The organism is Streptomyces sp. NPDC002835 (assembly GCF_053591995.1).
In genome coordinates this window covers 212,152-228,724 of the sequence record NZ_JBSFUW010000007.1, presented here as the reverse complement: position 1 = coordinate 228,724, position 16,573 = coordinate 212,152, and the positions used below count along the sequence as shown (strand labels likewise).

General features: G+C 73.9%; 16 protein-coding genes. 11 read left to right on the top strand and 5 right to left on the bottom strand.

Going from position 1 to position 16,573, the window contains the following annotated elements:
* The first annotated feature begins 48 nt into the window (after positions 1–48).
* Both ACWD01_RS10670 and ACWD01_RS10665 read left to right on the top strand, forming a co-directional pair.
* Positions 49–1,788 carry a protein phosphatase 2C domain-containing protein gene (locus ACWD01_RS10670; protein WP_451160222.1) on the top strand — a complete coding sequence of 580 codons (1,740 nt, stop codon included), beginning with the start codon at positions 49–51 and terminating at the stop codon, positions 1,786–1,788.
* A 164-nt stretch (positions 1,789–1,952) separates the two neighbouring features.
* On the top strand, positions 1,953–2,390 hold the full coding sequence (locus tag ACWD01_RS10665) for an ATP-binding protein (protein WP_356897495.1): 438 nt from the start codon (positions 1,953–1,955) through the stop codon (positions 2,388–2,390).
* 53 nt (positions 2,391–2,443) lie between these two features.
* On the opposite strand, the gene ACWD01_RS10660 is transcribed toward ACWD01_RS10665, so the two are convergent.
* Positions 2,444–3,508 (bottom strand): DUF2637 domain-containing protein, encoded by a 1,065-nt coding sequence (locus ACWD01_RS10660; protein WP_451160220.1) that lies wholly within the window; start codon positions 3,506–3,508, stop codon positions 2,444–2,446.
* Between the two features lie 235 nt (positions 3,509–3,743).
* Positions 3,744–4,589, bottom strand: coding sequence for a (2Fe-2S)-binding protein (locus ACWD01_RS10655; RefSeq protein ID WP_451160218.1), 846 nt, complete (start codon positions 4,587–4,589; stop codon positions 3,744–3,746).
* A gap of 150 nt (positions 4,590–4,739) precedes the next feature.
* On the opposite strand from ACWD01_RS10655, the gene ACWD01_RS10650 reads away from it, so the two are divergent.
* The 3 genes from ACWD01_RS10650 to ACWD01_RS10640 all read left to right on the top strand — a co-directional run bounded on the left by ACWD01_RS10650 (position 4,740) and on the right by ACWD01_RS10640 (position 7,162).
* Entirely contained in the window at positions 4,740–5,498 is a 759-nt protein-coding gene (locus ACWD01_RS10650) for a GntR family transcriptional regulator (RefSeq protein ID WP_451160216.1), read from the top strand.
* 35 nt (positions 5,499–5,533) lie between these two features.
* A complete protein-coding gene (locus ACWD01_RS10645; protein WP_451160214.1) occupies positions 5,534–6,718 on the top strand; it encodes a hypothetical protein in 1,185 nt (394 codons plus the stop codon).
* A gap of 87 nt (positions 6,719–6,805) precedes the next feature.
* Positions 6,806–7,162 (top strand): hypothetical protein, encoded by a 357-nt coding sequence (locus tag ACWD01_RS10640; RefSeq protein ID WP_451160212.1) that lies wholly within the window; start codon positions 6,806–6,808, stop codon positions 7,160–7,162.
* A gap of 1 nt (position 7,163) precedes the next feature.
* Here the strand turns inward: ACWD01_RS10640 and ACWD01_RS10635 are convergent, their stop codons facing one another.
* Both ACWD01_RS10635 and ACWD01_RS10630 read right to left on the bottom strand, forming a co-directional pair.
* A complete protein-coding gene (locus ACWD01_RS10635; protein WP_451160210.1) occupies positions 7,164–7,682 on the bottom strand; it encodes a protein-tyrosine phosphatase family protein in 519 nt (172 codons plus the stop codon).
* Complete coding sequence (locus ACWD01_RS10630) at positions 7,679–8,476, bottom strand: hypothetical protein (RefSeq protein WP_451160208.1); 798 nt, start codon at positions 8,474–8,476, stop codon at positions 7,679–7,681. The genes ACWD01_RS10635 and ACWD01_RS10630 overlap by 4 nt, the downstream gene beginning before the upstream one ends.
* A 325-nt stretch (positions 8,477–8,801) precedes the next feature.
* On the opposite strand from ACWD01_RS10630, the gene ACWD01_RS10625 reads away from it, so the two are divergent.
* The 3 genes from ACWD01_RS10625 (at position 8,802) to ACWD01_RS10615 (ending at position 10,259) form a co-directional block, all read left to right on the top strand.
* Positions 8,802–9,098 (top strand): hypothetical protein, encoded by a 297-nt coding sequence (locus tag ACWD01_RS10625; RefSeq protein ID WP_451160206.1) that lies wholly within the window; start codon positions 8,802–8,804, stop codon positions 9,096–9,098.
* A 106-nt stretch (positions 9,099–9,204) separates the two neighbouring features.
* The gene (locus ACWD01_RS10620; protein WP_451160204.1) at positions 9,205–9,540 is read left to right on the top strand and encodes an ArsR/SmtB family transcription factor; all 336 of its coding nucleotides are present in this window, start codon (positions 9,205–9,207) and stop codon (positions 9,538–9,540) included.
* Positions 9,540–10,259, top strand: coding sequence for a cation transporter (locus ACWD01_RS10615; protein ID WP_451160202.1), 720 nt, complete (start codon positions 9,540–9,542; stop codon positions 10,257–10,259). The genes ACWD01_RS10620 and ACWD01_RS10615 overlap by 1 nt, the downstream gene beginning before the upstream one ends.
* A 288-nt stretch (positions 10,260–10,547) precedes the next feature.
* Here ACWD01_RS10615 and ACWD01_RS10610 read toward each other — a convergent pair whose 3' ends face one another.
* Positions 10,548–12,236, bottom strand: coding sequence for a PucR family transcriptional regulator (locus ACWD01_RS10610; RefSeq protein ID WP_451160200.1), 1,689 nt, complete (start codon positions 12,234–12,236; stop codon positions 10,548–10,550).
* A 311-nt stretch (positions 12,237–12,547) separates the two neighbouring features.
* Between ACWD01_RS10610 and ACWD01_RS10605 the strand changes: the two genes are divergently transcribed.
* The 3 genes from ACWD01_RS10605 to ACWD01_RS10595 are packed head-to-tail and all read left to right on the top strand — an operon-like array spanning position 12,548 to position 16,405.
* The gene (locus tag ACWD01_RS10605) at positions 12,548–13,438 is read left to right on the top strand and encodes an FAD binding domain-containing protein (RefSeq protein WP_451160198.1); all 891 of its coding nucleotides are present in this window, start codon (positions 12,548–12,550) and stop codon (positions 13,436–13,438) included.
* A gap of 2 nt (positions 13,439–13,440) precedes the next feature.
* Entirely contained in the window at positions 13,441–14,028 is a 588-nt protein-coding gene (locus tag ACWD01_RS10600; protein WP_451160196.1) for a (2Fe-2S)-binding protein, read from the top strand.
* Position 14,029: 1 nt separating this feature from the next.
* On the top strand, positions 14,030–16,405 hold the full coding sequence (locus tag ACWD01_RS10595) for a xanthine dehydrogenase family protein molybdopterin-binding subunit (protein WP_451160194.1): 2,376 nt from the start codon (positions 14,030–14,032) through the stop codon (positions 16,403–16,405).
* Positions 16,406–16,573 lie beyond the last annotated feature (168 nt).

Below are 16,573 nucleotides of genomic sequence, written 5' to 3'. Positions count from 1 at the left end.
TTCTTCAATGCCCGTTTTCTGGCGGGTGGTGAGGTCGACAATAAGGGCATGAGTGAGCAGGGGGAGAAGCCCAACAGGCCTACTACCGAGGACGACTGGTGGGGCAGGCTGTACGACGACTCCGCCCCGGACACCGGACCGCCGGCCACGTCGCACGGTGACACGCTCGACGACCGCTTCGACTCGGCGTCCGACACGGTGGCCACCCGCCCCGCGGCCTGGTGGGACCACCCCGCCCCGCCGCCCCGTCCGGCCGCGCGCAGCGGTGACGGGCACGCCCCTACGCCGTCGTCGGCGTCCGATCCTGTGCAGGCCGGGCCGCCCGGCGGGAACGCCCCCGTGCCGCCGCGCCCGGCGAGCGCGCCGGACCCGAGGGGCGCCGACCCGGGGCCGCCGGCAGGCGGGCAACCGCGCGGGCCCGCACTTGCGCAGCCGGGCAGTGAGTCCGCGCCGGGTTCGGACGCAACGCGGCCCTCCGCACCGCCGCGCCCGGCGAGCGCGCCGGACCCGCGGGGCGCCGACGCCGCCCCGCCGCCGGCGTCCGCCGGCCCGGTGCAGGAGACGCAACCCGGCGCGGGCGCCCCGGACGGGGGCGCCCCCACCCTCCCGGACGGCCCGGTGGCCGACCCGCGCGGGACCGGTCCGGTACGCGACGGAGCAGGCCCGAGCGACGAGGCCCCCTCCCCGCCGCCACCGGCCCGGCTCCCGGCCACCCCACCGCCGGCCACCCCGCCCCCACCGCCTTCGGCGGCCCCCGTACCACCGCCCCCGGCCCGCCCCGGCCGGGTCTCCGTGCCGGGGCAGGGGCCCCGCGGCGGGGCGGTCGGGGGCGGGCCGCCGACGTACGACGCGGAGCCGACCGCGCTGCCCGCCGCGGACGCGCACGCGCTCGACCGGCTCGTGCCCGACACCGTGCTCGACGGCGCCCGGTACGGCACGTACACGCTGCGGGCCGCCTCCGTGCGGGGCGACTCCGCGCGGTTCCGGGGTGAGCCGCGCCGTGACGCGCTGCTCACCGCGCGTTTCGGCACCGGCCCCGCCGCGCTGGTGTTCGTCGCCGTGGCCGGCGGCAACCGCGCGGCCGGCGCCGCGCATCTTGCCGCCGCCGACGCCTGCCGCTGGATCGGCGGGGCCGTCGGCCGCAGTCACGCACGGCTCGCGGAGGACATAAGGGCCGGCCGCCGTGGCGACCTCAAGTCCGGTCTGCACCGGCTCACCGACCGGAGCCTCGGCAAGCTCCGCGCCCGCGCCACCGAGCTGGGCCTGGAGCCGGAGGCGTACACCGCGGGGCTGCGGTGCCTGCTGCTCTCCGCCGACCCCGCCTGCCGTACCCGGGTCTTCTTCGGTGTCGGCGGCGGCGGACTGTTCCGGCTGCGTGACGGCGTCTGGCAGGATCTCGAGCCGCCGGTCCCCGACCGGTCGGAGGTCACCGGCGCGCCCGTCGTCGGATTCGGGTCCGCCGTGCCCGAGGAGACGCCGGACGGCGACCGGCTCACCATGGACTTCGACATCCCCATGCCGGCGGCGCCGTACATCGAGACCCCGCCGCCCCCGCCGGCCGAACCGTTCCGGTTCCGCGCCTCCGTCGCCCGTCCCGGCGACACGCTGCTGCTGTGCAGCAACGGTCTCGCCGAGCCGGTGCGCGGCGAGGCGGCGCTCGCGCAGGAGCTCGCCGGGCGCTGGGGCGGGCCGCAGCCGCCGGGCATGGCGCAGTTCCTCGCCGACACACAGCTCCGGGTCAAGGGCTACGCCGACGACCGGACGGCGGTGGCGGTCTGGGAGGCGTAGCCGCGCGGGCGCGTCGGGCCCGGCCCGCGGGGTGGGCCGGGCCGTCCGGACGGGCCCGCGCGGTGACGGGTGACGAAATCGACATGAGTGGTGCTCCCCGGGCGGGGCATGCATCCGGTGACCGTTATGAAGCCGAAGCTCGTCCGACGTGTGGGTGGGGGATGATGACTGGACGTCACGGGGGCGCGGGAGTTCGTGGCCGGCTGCATCGCAGACTGGGTCGCGGGGATCTCACGGCAGTACCCGAAGTGCGGCACGCTTTACGCGATTTGCTGGGCAAGTGGCCCGACCCCGACGAGGGCGCCGCGGGGGCGGACGCGGCCGACGTGGCCGAACTGCTCGCGAGCGAACTGGTGACCAACGCGCTGATCCACACCGAGCACGGAGCGGTGGTCACGGCCACCGTCGAGGATTCCACGCTCCATGTCGAGGTCCAGGACTTCATGGCGGGACTGCCCGTGTCGGACGTACCGAACGCCGACCTCGGTACGAGCGGCAGAGGGCTGATCCTGGTGGAGCGGCTGGCCGACGCCTGGGGTGTGCGCACCGCGCAAGGGGTGGGCAAGGTGATCTGGTTCGAACTGCACGCGGGGGCGGCCTGACCTCCTGAATCGGAGGCCGGGCCGCCCCGGTGAGCCCGCGGCCGGGCTACTGCTCAGCCGAACTGCTGCTCGAGGTCCTTGAGTTTCCGTTCCAGGGAGTCCAGGCGGGGCAGCGCCTGTGTGTCGTCCTCGGCCGTGAGGTCGACCGTGAGCGGGTCTGCTCCGGTCGGCTTCACGGGCTGCAGCGAGGGCCGGGCACGCACGGGCAGTTGTCCGGGCTCGCCTATGACGGGCTCCACGACGGAGGACGAACCCCCGGCCTGCTGCCCGTTGCCGGCCGCCGGGCCGAGGGCGGGCAGCTGCGTCCGGCGGTCCGTCCGTCCCAGGCCCCAGGTGCGGTGCTGGCGGTTGAGCGCCCGGATCTGGGCGCGCTCCAGCTTCTCCCGGTCGCGCCTGCGCAGCCGGTTCTCCTGCTTCTGCCGCCGGTCCTCGCGGACCTCGTCGACCGCCTCGTCGAGGGTGCGTACGCCCTCCAGCAGCATCAGCGACCAGGCCGCGAAGGTCTCCCTGGGCGCCCGCAGCCACCGGACGATCCGGATCTGCGGCAGCGGGCGGGGCACCAGGCCCTGTTCGCGCAGTGCCGCACGGCGGGTCTGCTTCAGCGCCCGGTCGAACAGCACGGCCGCGGACAGCGACATGCCGGCGAAGAAGTGCGGTGCGCCCGCGTGCCCCAACCCCCTCGGCGCGTGTACCCAGTTGAACCAGGCGGCCGCTCCGGCGAACGTCCACACCAGCAGCCGGGAGCCGAGGGCGGCGTCGCCGTGGCTGGCCTCGCGCACGGCGAGGACGGAGCAGAACATGGCCGCCCCGTCGAGCCCGAAGGGGACCAGATACTCCCAGCCGCCGCTCAGGCTCAGGTTCTCCCGGCCGAAGCCGACCAGGCCGTGGAAGGAGAGGGCAGCCGCGACTGCTGCGCAGCAGAAGAGGAGCACGTACGAGGCGGTGCCGTAGACGGCCTCCTTGCGCCTGCGCCGCTCCTCGCTGCGCTCCCACGAGTCCTCCGGGGCCTTGTCACCGGCGCGCTTGCCGCGCGCGAGCACCGCCACCGCCGCCAGGACTCCCAGGATCAGCACGGCGCCCGGAAGCAGCCAGTCCAGCGATATGTCGGTCAGTCTCATGTGCGGTGTCCCTTGCATCGCGGTAGGGCGTTTCGGCCGCAATAGTGGCCGAACACGGGGGACACGCAGGGGCTTTCCACGCAAGAGAACGCCAACGGGGTGGCCCGGCACGCCAATAGGGCCGATCTGGTCGAACTGATAGCTGAGAGCTTCGAGTTACGTTCGAATGCATGCCACTCGAAAGGGTGGCGTGGAATGACGGCGGCTACCTACTGCGGCTATCCACCGCGACTGCCTACGCGGTCTGCAGCAGCCGCGCCACCCGGTCGGCGTCACAGGTGCGCGGACAGGTGGCGCAGGTGTCCTCGGGGCGCAGCGTGTAGAACAGGCAGCAGCTCGCCCGGTCGCGGGTCGGCAGCCGCTCGCCGTTCGGACCGGTCAGCTCGCGGAACGCGGCCGTGCCCACGTACGGCTTGGTCGCGCCCGGCAGCAGCCGCTCCAGCTCCGCGACGGCGCGCGGCTCCTCGCCGAGCAGGTGTGCGATGTACCACAGGCCCTCGACGATTTCGTCCGTCGTCATCCCCCACAGCGCCCGCTTGCCGCGGCGCATCGGCCCGGCGAATCCGTCGAGGACGGGGCCGAGGTGCTCGGCCACGGCGGCGCGGACCTCACCGCGCAGCGCCTCCTCGTCCGGCACGACACGGGCGCCGGGCAGCCGCGCCGCGGGGTCGTCCGGCAGGCACGCGAAGTCCCGCACCCGTACGGTCATGTGCCCCAGCGTGCGCTGGAAGGCGACGTCCGCGACAGGGACCCTCGGCACCCGGCGGTGCAGGAACCAGGGGACGGTGACCAGCAGGCAGGCGGGCCATGCGTACCGGTGCAGACCGAAGCTGGCGACGACGTCCGGGCGGGCCCGCTGCCCGTAGTCCCGCTGCACCTGGTCGTCGTCCCAGGCGAGGAAGGAGTCGAGCGCCGCGCCGCCGGCCGCGAGCTCGGACGCGGCGACCCAGCCGGCCCCGGAGGGTGTCTCGGCCCCCTCGGGCAGCTCCGTGACGCGCAGCCCGGGGAAGACCTCCGCGAGGCGCGCGTAGGCGTCGGACACCGGTGAGGTGAGGCCGGACAGCAGAGCAGGAACGGTCATGCCGGGGACCACCGAATCGCGATCGTTAGCAGGTTAGCCTTACCTTACCCGATGCATTCGATGTTTGAACTGGGGCCCAGGCCGCCTATCGTGCACTCAGGGCCCCGCATCCGCGAACGGGGCCAGGCCGACTGCCGGAGGAGGGCTCGAGTGGAGCAGGCCAGAACGCGCGACCTCCCTCTCCCGCAGCCGTACGGGTCCGCCCGCGTCCCCGCCCAGGGGCGTCCCGCGCTCCAGGAACAGGCCCGCGGCGAACACACCCACAGCGAGCCGCCCGCCCCCCGCCTCGTGCAGCGCCACTCGGTACGCGGCCAGATCCTGGACGCCCTGCGCACCGCCCTCGTGGACGGCGACCTGGTGCCCGGCGAGGTCTACTCGGCGCCCGTCCTCGGCGAGCGCTACGGCGTCTCCGCGACGCCCGTGCGCGAGGCGATGCAGCAACTCGTCATGGAGGGCGCCGTCGAGGTCGTGCCGAACCGCGGCTTCCGCGTCACCCGGCGCAGCGCCCGCGAACTGGCCGAACTGGCCGAGGTCCGCGCCCTGATCGAGGTGCCCGTCATGCTCCGGCTGGCCCGCACGGTCCCCGCGGACCGCTGGCGTTCGCTGCGTCCGCTGGCCGAGGCGACGGCCGCCGCGGCCGCGACCGGCGACCGGTCGAGCTACGCCGAGACCGACCGCGCCTTCCACCGCGCGGTCCTCGCCCTCGCGGGCAACGAACAGCTGCTGGCCGTCGCGGACGACCTCCACCGGCGCTCCCAGTGGCCCCTCACCAGCGCCCCCGCCACCCGCCGGGCCGACCTGATCGCCGACGCGGCGGAGCACACGGCCCTGCTGGAGGCCCTGATAGCCCAGGACCTGGCAGTGGTCCGGTCGCTGGTCCGGGAGCACTTCGCGGGCTCGGACGCCTGAACCATCGAACCCTCGGACACTGACGGGACGACGACGTGCGCGGCACGGTATGGACGGTGGCGAACCAGCTCGGCGTCGTGGCCAGCACTCCGGCCGGGCTGCTGTCCGCCCTGCTGTCCGGCGCGCCGCGCACCGTACGGCTCGCGCCGGCCGGCCAGGACCCGGGCGAGACGGCCGAACTGGTCTCCCTGCTGCGGGGCTTCGGCCACCTGCGGGTGATCGTCGAGACTCCCGCCGACGAGCCGGAGGACCACCGGCCGCCCGACCTCACCGACCCGGAGGCCGTCTGCGCGGCCGACCCCGCCCGGGTCACCTCGGCGTACGAGACCGCGACGGACGAGCACGGCGGTCTGCGCGCCGCCTGGCTGCGGGCCGGCCAGTCACTGATCCGCGACCAGGGCCCGGTCCGGCGCGCCCTCGTCCTGCTGGCCGCCCTGCCGCCGGACGCCGAACCACGGGTACGCGCGGCGCTGGCCCGGCTGTCCGAGCGGGGACCGTGGGCCCTGGAGTGGTCCCGGCCGTGCCCGGTCGCCGCGCTGACCGTCACGTCGGACGCCCTGGTGGTCGCCGACCCGGCCGGCGGCGTACGCACCCTGGACGAGGACGTCCCGCAGTTGTCGACGGCCGCCCGTACCAGGGCGGTTGCCGCGCTGGACGACGCCACCTGGCTGCTGCTCGACGAGCGGGGCCGCCTCCACCGGCACGGGGGCACCGAGACGCCGCTGACGAAGGCCGTGGCCGCCACCCTCGAAAGCCATCCGGGCACGGCGCTCGCCGCCGCGGCGGACACCGTGCTGGTCGGCGACCGGATGGGCTCCGTACACGCTTTCGGCTTCGACGGCCTGCACCAGGCGGCGCTGCACTCCGGCCGGGTGACCGCACTGTCGGCCACCGCCGAGGCGGCCGCCCTCACCGCCCTCACCGTCCACAGCGGCGGCGGCGACGGCGCCGTCCACCGCTGGTCGCCCGGCGCCGCCGGACACCGCCCGCCCGTGGCGGAACGCCCGTACCCGGTCGTCGCCCTGCACACCGGGCCGACACCGGCCGGCCCCGCCCTCGCGGTCGCCTGGGCGGACGGTCTGGTCCGGCTGTACCTCCCCGGGGCCCGCCGTGCGCTGCCGTTCCGCCCGGGTCCGGCGGTCCGCGCCGTCGCGGTCCTACCGGCCGGCACGCTCTGCGTCGGCACGGACGACACACTGATCGCGCTGCGGCCCCGCTAGGGCCGGCCTCGATGGGTCGTCCCGGGTGCGGGCAGCGGAGCGGGCTGCACTAATCTGTGGCGCCGGTTGTCCTGTTGAGGGGGAAGTATGACCGCGGAGTCGCCGGAGTCGTCCATACCCGACGAGGAGTGGGCGAAGTTCCAGCTCGAGAGCGAGGGGCCCGCGCGGCTCGCCGCGCCCAAGGAGCCGTCCGCGCGGGCGCGGATGGTCACGGAGCGGCTGCGGCGCGCCGACGAGGAGGCCACCAGGCGGCAGGGCAGGGTGCGGCGGCTGACCCGTCGGGGGAAGCCGGTGCAGGCGCGGCCCGACGGCTGGCGGGCCTGGCCCGACCGGCAGGCGCCGAAGCCGCGCAGCAGGGTCCGCGGCTTCGTCTGGGTCGGCGTGGCGGTAGTCCTGGTGCTGGTCGCCATGAACCCGGAGCGGGTCTTCGGCTGGGCGGTCTGAATCAGCCCGCGGGCGGCGGCTCCAGGCCCGACAGCAGCGAGGCGATGTCCAGACCCGTCAGCAGATACTGCTCGAACGCCGCGTTGTGCAGCGCCCACGGGGAGCGCCGCAGTCTGACCCGGTCGATCGCGCCTTCCGCGTCGTGGCCCAGTTCGATCAGCGTCTGGGCGGCGACCAGGCCGGAGCGGTTGTAGCCCGAGTAGCAGCGCACCAGGACCCGGCGCCGCGCCCGTACGGCGTCGGCGGCCGTCAGCGCCACCCGGCGCACCCGGTCGATCTCCTCGGCGGTGAGCCAGTCGTCCGGGATGGGTACGACATGGTGCTCGACCCCGGCCGAGGGGCCGTGGCCCTCGCGCGTGTAGAGGCTGATCACGACGTCGAACTCGTCGGCCACGACCACGTCCCGGTGCCGGCGGCCGCCGCCGGTCCAGACATGGCCGCCGACCCACAGGCCCGTGGTGATCTCGTCCCACCGCGTCCGCGGCTCGGGGACGTCGCCCTGCCTGCGGCGGGTCCTCACTGGCCCGCGGGCTCGGGCTCGGCCGGGGAGGCCTGTGGCGGTACGGCCGGGGACAGTTGCGCGCCCAGCCACACCGGTACGCCGCCCAGCAGACGGAACAGCCGGTACGCCTCCGCGCGCAGCCGGCTCGCCGCCGGTTCCGCCTCGCAGTCCGCGAGCCCGGCCAGCGCCGGCGCCGTACCGATCAGATAGCCCAACTCCTCCCGGATGCGCAGGCATTCCGTGAAGCCCTGCCGCGCCGTCGCCGTATCGCCGTCGCGCAGCGCGAGTCCGGCGAGTTGCTGCCAGGTGAACGACAGCAGCAGCGGGTCGTCCTGCGCCTGCGCGCCGGCGTGCGCCCGCTGATAGGCGGCGAGGGCCGCCTGCGGGGCGTCCGCGATGTGCTCGGAGACCAGGCCCCGCCGGAAGTCCAGCAGCGGGCGCCGCGGAGAGGACGGCGAGAGCAGCGCCGTCGCCCTGCCGAGCGCGGAACGGGCCTCGTCGGCCCGGTCCCGCACCCCGAGGCGGGTCGCCGCGTACGCCAGCCGGCCGCGCTCGCTGGCCGCGCCGCCGCGTTCCTCGTCGTCGCGGGCGACGGCCTCCGCGTTGCGCAGCGCGTCCTCCGCCTCCGCCCAGCCGTCGCAGGTGAACAGAGACCGCTCGACCAGCAGCCCCGCCCGTTCCAGCGCCGCCGCGGGCTCGGCGGCCCGGGGCGCGAGAAGGGCCGCCGCATCGGTCCAACAGCCGCGCGAACGCAGCCGCCATACCGCGGTCTGGAGTGGATCGTCACCTGCTGTGGTTCCGGAACCAGACATGGCGGTATGCGCCACTTGCCCTCCCCGAGCACGCCATTGAGCTGTTGAGTCAGGACCGCATCTCAGCACGGATCGGCACGCCGGGCCAAGAGGTCAGGTGAATCAATTCACAATCTTTCGGCGGTCGGCCGGGTCGCCGTGGACGCCATCGCCGGGGCACGCCGGGCCGAGCCGACCCCCGCCGTTGGGCGGCATCGGCACCTTCAGGCCCGTGACCGGCGGGTATGCGCGGGCCGCCGTGTTGGCGTCAACCGGATGAATCTCTCCGTGCCCCTTACGGGTGACGGGTGACGGGTGACGGGTGACGGGTGCGAGGGGTGACGGTGTGACGCGGCGGATCGCGGGCCGCGGTGCACGGGCCGTCGCCCGAGTCGGTGCGCAGCGGGACCAGTTCGTCGCCGTCGGGGTGGACCCGCGCTGCTGCGACGGCGACGAACTGGTCCCGGCGGCCCCGCGGGACGGCTCACCGTCCTGTACGCCGCTGTTGATGGCCCACCGCCCGCCGGTGATCCGTCGCGCGGACCGGATCGCGGTGCCGGAAGCGGGGCGGGTGGTGCAGACGGGTGGGTGGGACGAACTGGCGGGGGAAGGGGGCGTGTTCGCGCGCGTTCTGGCGCGGTGACGCGGAGGCTCCGGTGGAGCCCCTTGAGTTGTGGGCCGGTGTTCACGAAAAGCAGCGGCCATGGTTCACGGTTTCCTGAATTCAGGATCTCATGTATTGTCACGGCGTGCTGACTGTTGCCTCCGACATCGAGGTGCTGGCCCGGTTCGGCCGTGCGCTCGCCGACCCGATCCGCTGCCGGCTCCTGCTCCACCTGAGCGAAGCCCCGGCCTACCCCTCCGATCTCGCCGATGCGCTCGGAATCTCCCGTACCCGGCTCTCGAACCACCTGGCGTGTCTGCGGGACTGCGGTCTGGTGGTCACCGTTCCCGATGGGCGCCGCATCCGGTACGAGCTGGCCGATGAGCGTTTCGGTCACGCACTCGACGACCTGCGGAGCGCCGTGGTGGCCGTTGAGGCCGACCGGACCTGTGCCGACGCGGACGAGAACGGGTGCTGCTGATGACCGTGGCATCCACCGGGCCGTCCCCGGCCCGGCGTGACGCGCTCACCCGCCGGATACGCCTGCTGGTCGCCGCGACCATCACCTACAACGTGATCGAGGCGATCGTCGCCCTCACCGCCGGGACGCTCGCGTCGTCCACCGCGCTGATCGGCTTCGGACTGGACTCGGTCATCGAGGTCTCCTCCGCCGCCGCTGTCGCCTGGCAGTTCTCCGCGCGCGACCACGACGTGCGGCAGGCCCGTGAGAAGACCACCTTGCGGATCATCGCCGCGTCGTTCTTCACGCTCGCCGCCTACGTCGGCGTCGACGCGGTCCGGGCGCTGGCCGGCAGCGGGGAGGCGGAGCGATCCATCCCCGGCATCGTCATCGCCGCCCTGTCGCTGGCGGTCATGCCGTTCCTGTCCGCCGCCCAGCGCCGCGCGGGACGCGAACTCGGCTCCGCGTCCGCGATCGCCGACTCCAAGCAGACCCTGCTGTGCACCTACCTGTCCGCCGTGCTCCTGGTGGGCCTGGTCCTCAACGCCACCCTCGGGTGGACCTGGGCCGACCCGGTCGCCGCCCTGGTCATCGCCGCCGTCGCCCTCAAGGAAGGCCGTGACGCCTGGCAGGGCAAGGGCTGCTGCGCACCCGCTCCCGCACCATCGGCCGCCGGCCCGGCCGCAGCCGCGGAAGACCCGTGCGGCTGCCGGCCGGGATGCGCCTGCTGCACCACCTGAACGGAGGGTGGCCGGTGAACGGCTGGGCCTGGGCGGCACTCGCCCTCTACGCAGGTTGCGCCGCAACGGCGTTCGGCGTTCGCGCCGCCCTCCGACGCCGCCGTACCGGCGAAGCGGGTTTCCGCGGCGTCTCCGGCCGCCCCGGAACCGTCCCCTGGTGGGCCGGGATTCTGTTCGTCACCGCCCCTTCGGGGGAGCAGCCGCCCAGCGGCCGCGCTCGCGGGACTTGTTGCCCTCCCCGGCAGGGGCAGCACGCCCGTGCAAGCTCCCGACGCGGGACCGCCCTCGTCAGCTCATGCGCAGCGCCAGGAAGAAGTCCAGCTTGTCCTCCAGGCGCGACAGATCACGGCCCGTCAGCTGTTCGATGCGGCCCACGCGGTACCGGAGCGTGTTCACGTGCAGGTGCAGGCGGCCCGCGCAGCGGGTCCAGGAGCCGTCGGAGTCGAGGAACGCCTCGAGCGTGGGGATGAGTTCCGCCCGGTGGCGGCGGTCGTAGTCGCGCAGCGGGTCCAGCAGCCGGGCGGTGAAGGCGCGGCGCACGTCGTCCGGGACGAACGGCAGCAGCAGGACGTGCGAGGCCAGTTCGTGGTGGCCGGCCGCGCAGACCCGGCCCGGGCGGGCGGCGGCGACGCGGCGGGCGTGGCGGGCCTCCTCCAGGGCGCCGCGCAGGCCCTCCGCGGAGTGCACGGCCGCGCTGACGCCCAGCGTGAGGCGGCCGTCGTCGGCGAGGCCCGCCGTCAGCGGGGCGCGTACGGACTCCAGCAGCACGTCGGCGTGCAGGCCGGTCTCCGACGGGGGCGGGGCATCGTCCAGGCCGCCGAGGCTCACCGCCGGCAGCGGCACCAGCGCGATCGCCTCCTCGCCGCTGTGGGCGACCGCGATCCGGTCCGCGGAGTCCTGCCCGGCCGCGGCGGGGTCGACGAGGATCTCCTCGAGGAGGGACTGGGTGACCTGTCCGGTCTCGACGGACGGGTCGTCGCCCCAGTCGACCCGGGCGACGACGACCTGCCAGTGCGGCGCGCTCCCCAGCCCCGGCAGCAGCACCGGCGCGGCGACCCGCAGCCGCGCCGCGATCTCCGCGGGGGCCGCGCCGGTCTGGACGAGTTCCAGGACCTCCTGGGCGAGCCGGCGCCGTACCGTACGGGCCGCCTCGCGCCGGTCCCGTTCGACGGCGATCAGCTGGGTGACGCCCTGCAGCAGGTCGAGGCGCGCGGCCGGCCAGTCCGCGGCGTCCGCCTCCACGGCGAGCAGCCAGTCGGACAGCACGCCCTCCCGCACGTCCCGTACGGCGGGCGCGCCGGCTCCCCGCCCGACGTTCCGGATCGGGAAGAGGGAGTACGTCATGCCCCGTGCGACGGCCCGGTGCGGGGCCCGCCGGCCGTGGCGTACGGCGGCCAGGTGTTCACCGGCGAGCGCTGCGCCGACCTCGGGCGGCAGCCCCTCGCCGACGCCCGCGATCTGCCGTCCGGTGGGGGACAGGACCCAGGCGCGCAGGTCCAGATCGGAGCCGAGCAGGTCCAGTACGGCGTCCGGTCCGCCGCCCGCGGGGCCCGACGTCATCAGCCGCCTGTGTCTGTCGACGACAGCCGCGAGGTCACCCGCGCGCTCCCCGGAGACCTGCCGTACGACGTACTCGGTGATCGTCGCGAACGCAACGGACTCGTTCACAGCAAATAGTGGGAGCCGGTGGCGCAAACAGGCCTGGACCAGATCGTCGGGCACGTCCCCGAGCTCCGCCTCGCCGGCCGCGAGCCCGGCGACCTGGGCGCCCGCGAGGAGACGGACGAACGGCTCGGAGTCCTCCGGGGTGCGCCGCCAGGCGAGCCCGGTGAGCACCAGCTCCCCGCCGGAGAGGTACCGGCTGGGGTCGCGGAGGTCTGTGGTCATCACGCCCCGGACCCCGCGGTCGAGCTCGTCCTCGCCGCCGAGCAGCCGCAGCCCCAGCGCGTCGTTGTCCAGCAGTGCGCGCAGCCGCATGGTGTCGCCGCCGATCTGTCTCGTTGTTGCCGGTCCCGGCCGGAGATCCTTTGGCCATGGTTTCCAGGGGGAAACAGTGAGGTTGCCGATCTCCGCCTTTCGTTCGAATCTACAAGACGAGGGAGGCGACCAGCCAACTCCTTCGGTGTTTCGGTGACTGCACCGGCCGGATCGTGGCTTGTGTACTGGACCACATCGCGTGAACAGCAGATGAACGACGCCGGTGAACGACGGCAGCTGAAGAGGTCGAGGGCCGGCCGTCCCGGGCCCGTCGCGACGAACGACCCCGCCTGAGAAGAAGAGAGCCACTCATGGACTTCCTTCGCCCCGCCAGCTGGGAGGAGGCGCTCGCCGCCAAGGCCGAGCACCCCACCGCCGTCCCCATCGCGGGCGGCACCGACGTCATGGTCGAGATCAACTTCGACCACCGCCGGCCGGAGTACCTCCTGGACCTGAACCGCATCGGTGAGCTCACCGAGTGGGAGACCGCCGGCGAGAGCGTCCGGCTGGGCGCCTCCGTCCCGTACACCGCGATCATGGAGAACCTGCGCGGGGAGCTGCCCGGTCTGGCGCTCGCCTCGCACACCGTCGCGTCCCCGCAGATCCGCAACCGCGGCGGCGTCGGCGGCAACCTCGGCACCGCGTCCCCGGCCGGTGACGCCCATCCGGCGCTGCTCGCCGCGGGCGCCGAGGTCGAGGTGGAGTCGGTGCGCGGCTCCCGACTGATCCCCATCGACGACTTCTACACGGGTGTCAAGCGCAACGCGCTCGCCGCCGACGAGCTGATCCGCGCCGTGCACATCAAGAAGGCGGACGGGCCGCAGCAGTACTCGAAGGTGGGTACCCGCAACGCCATGGTCATCGCCGTCTGCGCCTTCGGTCTCGCCCTGCACCCCGAGACCCGGACGGTGCGCACCGGCATCGGGTCCGCCGCCCCCACCCCGGTGCGGGCGAAGGCCGCCGAGGAGTTTCTGAACGCCGCGCTGGGAGAAGGCGGATTCTGGGAGAGCGGGAACATCATCACCCCGTCGATCGCCAAGCAGTTCGCGGAGCTCGCCTCCGGCGCCTGCAACCCGATCGACGACGTGCGCGGTACGGCGAAGTACCGCCGCCACGCGGTCGGCATCATGGCCCGCCGCACGCTCGGCTGGACCTGGGAGCAGTACCGCGGCACCGCCCGCCCGCTCGAAGGAGCTGCATAACGATGCGCGTCAATTTCACCGTCAACGGACGCCGGCAGGAAGCGGACGACGTCTGGGAGGGCGAGAGCCTGCTGTACGTCCTGCGGGAGCGCCTCGGCCTGCCCGGTTCGAAGAACGCCTGCGAGCAGGGCGAATGCGGTTCCTGCACGGTCAGACTCGACGGCGTTCCGGTCTGCTCCTGCCTGGTCGCCGCCGGGCAGGTCGAGGGCCGGGAGGTCGTGACCGTCGAGGGCCTGGCGGACTTCGCCAAGCAGCGCGAGCAGTCCTGCCCGGGCGGGGCCTGCGGCACCTCGCTCCAGAACGCGCAGCAGTGGCGTGCGCAGGGCAGCGACTCGCAGACCGGCGGGGGCACCGAGCTCTCCCCGATCCAGCAGGCGTTCATCGACGCGGGCGCCGTGCAGTGCGGCTTCTGCACCCCCGGCCTGCTGGTCGCCGCCGACGAGATGCTGGAGCGCACCCCGTCCCCGTCGGACGAGGACATCCGCGAGGCGCTCTCCGGCAACCTCTGCCGCTGCACCGGTTACGAGAAGATCCTGGACGCCGTCCGCCTCGCGGCCGCCCGTCAGGGAAACCAGGAGGCGACGGTCTGACATGGCGACCACCGGCACACCCACCAACCTCACCCAGAGGACCAGGGGCGGCATCGGCGAGTCCACGCTCCGGCCCGACGGCATCCTCAAGGTCACCGGCGAGTTCGCGTACTCCTCCGACATGTGGCACGAGGACATGCTCTGGGGCCAGATCCTGCGCTCCACCGTCGCGCACGCCGAGATCGTGTCCATCGACACCTCGGAGGCCCTCGCCCAGGCCGGCGTGTACGCCGTCCTCACCTACGACGACCTGCCGACCGAGGTCAAGAACTACGGCCTGGAGATCCAGGACACCCCCGTCCTCGCCAACGGCGTCGTACGCCACCACGGCGAGCCCGTGGCCATCGTCGCCGCCGACCACCCGGAGACCGCGCGCCGCGCCGCCGCCAAGATCAAGGTCGAGTACAAGGAACTGCCCGTCGTCACCGACGAGGCCTCCGCGACCGCGCCGGACGCGCCGCTGCTGCACCCCGGCCGGGACGACCACCACGCCGGCCATGTGCCGCACCCGAACATCGTGCACCGCCAGCCCATCGTGCGCGGCGACGCCGACCAGGCCGCCAGGCGCGCCGACGTCATCGTCTCCGGCGAGTACACCTTCGGCATGCAGGACCAGGCGTTCCTGGGCCCCGAGTCCGGTCTCGCCGTGCCCGCGGAGGACGGCGGCGTCGACCTGTACGTCGCCACCCAGTGGCTCCACTCGGACCTGCGCCAGATCGCACCCGTCCTCGGCCTGCCCGAGGACAAGGTGCGGATGACGCTCTCCGGTGTCGGCGGCGCGTTCGGCGGCCGCGAGGACCTGTCGATGCAGATCCACGCCTGTCTGCTGGCGCTGCGCACCGGCAAGCCGGTCAAGATCGTCTACAACCGGTTCGAGTCCTTCTTCGGCCATGTCCACCGCCACCCGGCGAAGCTCTGGTACGAGCACGGCGCCACCCGCGACGGCAGGATCACGCACATGAAGTGCCGGATCGTGCTGGACGGCGGCGCGTACGCCTCCGCCTCCCCGGCCGTCGTCGGCAACGCCTCCTCGCTCTCCGTCGGTCCGTACGTCATCGACGACGTCGACATCGAGGCCATCGCGCTCTACACCAACAACCCGCCCTGCGGCGCCATGCGCGGCTTCGGCGCGGTCCAGGCGTGCTTCGCCTACGAGGCGCAGATGGACAAGCTGGCCAAGGCCCTCGACATGGACCCCGTCGAGCTCCGGCAACTCAACGCCATGGAGCAGGGCACGCTGCTGCCGACCGGCCAGCCGGTCGACTCGCCCGCTCCGGTCGCCGAGCTGCTGCGCCGGGTCAAGGCCCGCCCGCTGCCGCCCGAGCGCCAGTGGGAGTCCACCGAGGGCGCGGACGTCCGCGCGCTGCCCGGCGGCCTGTCCAACACCACGCACGGCGAAGGCGTCGTACGGGGTGTGGGCTACGCGGTCGGCATCAAGAACGTCGGCTTCTCCGAGGGCTTCGACGACTACTCCACCGCCAAGGTCCGCATGGAGGTCGTGGGCGGAGAGCCCGTCGCCACCGTGCACACCGCGATGGCGGAGGTCGGCCAGGGCGGCGTCACCGTCCACGCCCAGATCGCCCGCACCGAGCTCGGCGTCAGCCAGGTCACCATCAGCCCGGCCGACACCCAGGTCGGCTCGGCCGGCTCCACGTCCGCGTCCCGCCAGACGTACGTCACCGGCGGCGCCGTGAAGAACTCCTGCGAGCTGGTCCGCGAGAAGGTCCTGCAGATCGGCCGCCGCAGGTTCGGCACGTACCACCCGGCCTGGGCCACCGCCGAGCTGCTGCTCGAAGGCGGCAAGGTCGTCACCGACGGCGGCGAGGTCCTGGCCGACCTGGTGGACGTGCTGGAGGGCGAGGCCGTCGAGATCGAGGCCGAGTGGCGCCACCGCCCGACGGAGGCGTTCGACCTCCGTACCGGTCAGGGCAACGGCCACGTCCAGTACTCGTTCGCCGCGCACCGCGCGGTCGTCGAGGTGGACACCGAGCTGGGGCTCGTGAAGGTGATCGAGCTGGCCTGCGCCCAGGACGTCGGCAAGGCCCTCAACCCGCTGTCCGTCATCGGCCAGATCCAGGGTGGCACCACCCAGGGCCTGGGCGTGGCGGTCATGGAGGAGATCATCGTCGACCCGAAGACCGCGAAGGTCAGGAACCCGTCGTTCACGGACTACCTGATCCCCACCATCCTCGACACGCCGACCATCCCGGTCGACGTGCTCGAACTCGCCGACGACCACGCGCCCTACGGGCTGCGCGGCGTCGGCGAGGCCCCGACCCTGTCGTCCACCCCGGCCGTCCTCGCGGCGATCCGGAACGCGACGGGTCTGGAGCTCAACAGGACGCCGGTGCGCCCCGAGCACCTCACCGGCACCTGATTCCGTCCCCCACTGCTCCGGGCGGTGCGCGCCATGCCTCCAGGAACCTCCCTGTTCCCCGGCTGGTACGCGGCACCCGGAGGAAGCACCACCGCACCACCGAGCACCACCCCCCACCGCACCACCGCAGTACTCCAGCGCAAGTCTCGGGCCGTCCCCCGGGTCGTG

Coding starts and splice junctions, on each gene's coding strand:
- ACWD01_RS10670 (WP_451160222.1), top strand. CDS start 49: ATGAGTGAGCAGGGGGAGAAGCCCAACAGGCCTACTACCGAGGACGAC.
- ACWD01_RS10665 (WP_356897495.1), top strand. CDS start 1,953: ATGACTGGACGTCACGGGGGCGCGGGAGTTCGTGGCCGGCTGCATCGC.
- ACWD01_RS10660 (WP_451160220.1), bottom strand. CDS start 3,508: ATGAGACTGACCGACATATCGCTGGACTGGCTGCTTCCGGGCGCCGTG.
- ACWD01_RS10655 (WP_451160218.1), bottom strand. CDS start 4,589: ATGACCGTTCCTGCTCTGCTGTCCGGCCTCACCTCACCGGTGTCCGAC.
- ACWD01_RS10640 (WP_451160212.1), top strand. CDS start 6,806: ATGACCGCGGAGTCGCCGGAGTCGTCCATACCCGACGAGGAGTGGGCG.
- ACWD01_RS10630 (WP_451160208.1), bottom strand. CDS start 8,476: ATGTCTGGTTCCGGAACCACAGCAGGTGACGATCCACTCCAGACCGCG.
- ACWD01_RS10615 (WP_451160202.1), top strand. CDS start 9,540: ATGACCGTGGCATCCACCGGGCCGTCCCCGGCCCGGCGTGACGCGCTC.
- ACWD01_RS10610 (WP_451160200.1), bottom strand. CDS start 12,236: ATGCGGCTGCGCGCACTGCTGGACAACGACGCGCTGGGGCTGCGGCTG.
- ACWD01_RS10605 (WP_451160198.1), top strand. CDS start 12,548: ATGGACTTCCTTCGCCCCGCCAGCTGGGAGGAGGCGCTCGCCGCCAAG.
- ACWD01_RS10600 (WP_451160196.1), top strand. CDS start 13,441: ATGCGCGTCAATTTCACCGTCAACGGACGCCGGCAGGAAGCGGACGAC.
- ACWD01_RS10595 (WP_451160194.1), top strand. CDS start 14,030: ATGGCGACCACCGGCACACCCACCAACCTCACCCAGAGGACCAGGGGC.